1 protein-coding gene and 1 pseudogene are annotated in these 2,024 nt (G+C 68.9%); one reads left to right on the top strand and one right to left on the bottom strand.

Annotation, left to right across the window (positions count from 1 at the left end; all coding sequences use genetic code 11):
* Window positions 1–425, top strand: a 425-nt coding sequence (locus VNT50_RS08470; protein WP_325484673.1) for a DNA glycosylase AlkZ-like family protein, incomplete at its 5' end; no start/stop codon positions are given.
* Window positions 426–1,054: 629 nt separating this feature from the next.
* Here VNT50_RS08470 and VNT50_RS08465 read toward each other — a convergent pair.
* Window positions 1,055–2,024 (bottom strand): annotated as a pseudogene (locus tag VNT50_RS08465) (RNA polymerase sigma factor); the annotation flags it as partial.

The following is a 2,024-nucleotide window of genomic DNA, read 5'->3' as shown; positions in this document are numbered from 1 at the left end:
CCGTGACCGACATCCGCCGCGGGATCGACGGCGCCGTCGACAAGCTCGCATCGTTCGAGCACGACGGACGCACTTTCTGGCACGCGCCCGGCGACGCCCCGGCATCCGCATCGCCCACCGGCCACCTGCTGCAGGTGCTCGACGAGATGTACCGGGGGTATCAGGACTCACGCTGGATGATCGACGCGGAGGGTGTGGTGCCGCGAGCGCGGGAGTCGGCGATCGGGATGGCGCTCGTGGATGCCCAGCTGGTCGCTGCGATGAGGCGCACGGTAAATTCGAAGGCGGTCACCTTCTCGGTCCGGCCGCATCGCGCGCTGCACGCGCATGAACTCGAGGCCATTCGAGATGCCGCCGCGCGGTATGGCGAGTACCTCGGGCTTGAGCCGAGGGTAGAACTCGACGCGGATGGTCGAGCCGAGTAGGGCGTGTCTCCCGAGGCGGCCGGCCGTCCGCATTCGCCGACGTAGACAGCGGTGGTCGATCGGCTTGCGGGCGGTTGGGAGGTCAGGCGCCGGTGCGGGTTATGACTCCGCTACTTCTCGATCGGCCCGCTGATCCACCGAAGGTGTAGAAGGGATCGTCCGCGCGGCGCGGAAGGTAGGTGTCGAGCTCGTCTGCTGGCGCACCGTCTCCCCTGCCTTGAATCCCGCGGGCCTGGTCGCGTCCGCTGCGGCTTACCGGACCACCCGAAATCCCAGGTCTTATCCGTCCGGTCATCGAGGCCCGCCTCCCCCTCGCTGAGGGCCCCGAGGTGATCAGAGTGCAGGGCGAATTCCACGCACGCGGCAAAACCCTCGTCGTTCCGGGCGGATGAGGCGGGCTCAGGCTTGGGTGTAGCGACTCGACGGCGGAGCGGATGAGATCCGCAACTACTTGGTCCTTGCGAGGTAGACCGAGTGGCTTCCGGGACTTCTCGGACAGAGCGGCCGGCCCGCTCGGATGATGTGATCCGTGTTCGCACTGTGGACGGTGAGCGCGGCGGGTGTCAGGTCCTCCCGTCGGGTTCGGTTTCGGTGGTGGTGATCAGACCGAGGCGGGCAAACCGCCCGCTCTACCCGCACGAAGCCTGACGGCCGGCGAGCCAGGCCCGCTCGGCCTCGTTCTCGGTCAGCGCGATCGCCTGATCGTAGGCCTCACGTGCTTCGTCGTACCGGCCGAGCCGGCGGAGCAGGTCGGCGCGGGTGGCGTGGAACGCGTGGTATGAGCCGAGGTCCAGGTCGTCGACGATGGCCAGGGCCACCTGCGGTCCGTCGAGCTCGGCCACGGCGACCGCGCGGTTCAGCGCGACGATCGGTGACGGCGTGAGCGCCGCCAGCTGGTCGTACAGCGCCACCACCTGCGACCAGTCGACCGACGACGCGTCGGGTGCGTCGGTGTGCACCGCGTTGATCGCCGCTTGGATCTGATACGGCCCGGGTCGGTTCAGGGCGAGACACTGGCGGACCAGCGCATGCCCCTCCTCGATCTGATCGGAGTTCCAGGCGGAGCGGTCCTGGTCGGGCAAAGTGACGAGTACGCCGTCGCGCACGCGGGCCGGGCGCCGGGCGTCCAGCAGGAGCATGAGCGCGAGCAGCCCCAGCACCTCCGGCTGCGTTTGATCCATCGGGGGGCCGAGAGAGGCGCTGGCCTCACGCAACTGCCGGGTCAGCCGGATCGCCTCGGTGCAGAGATCCTCGCGCACCGACGCGGCGGTCGTGGACAGATAACCCTCGTTGAAGATCAGGTAGAGGACGGCGAGGACCCCGGCCATCCGGTTCGGGAGGTCGTCGCCCATGGGCACGCGGTAGGGGATCCGCGCCTGCTTGAATCGCCTTCGCGCGGGTGATCCGCTGGGCCATCGTGGTCTCCGGCACGAGGAAGGCGTGGGCGATTTCCGCGACCGTGAGGCCGCCGAGCAGACGTAGCGTGAGCGCGATCCGGTTCTCAGGTGCGAGGGCTGGGTGGCAGCACGTGAACATGAGCCGGAGCCGGTCGTCCGTCACCGGTCCGCTGGGTTCGGCAGGGGTGTCGTCGGTGAGCAT

It is taken from the genome of Microbacterium sp. (genome assembly GCF_035554235.1).
Lineage (GTDB): Bacteria > Actinomycetota > Actinomycetes > Actinomycetales > Microbacteriaceae > Microbacterium.
This window is presented reverse-complemented; position numbering and strand designations above follow the sequence as displayed.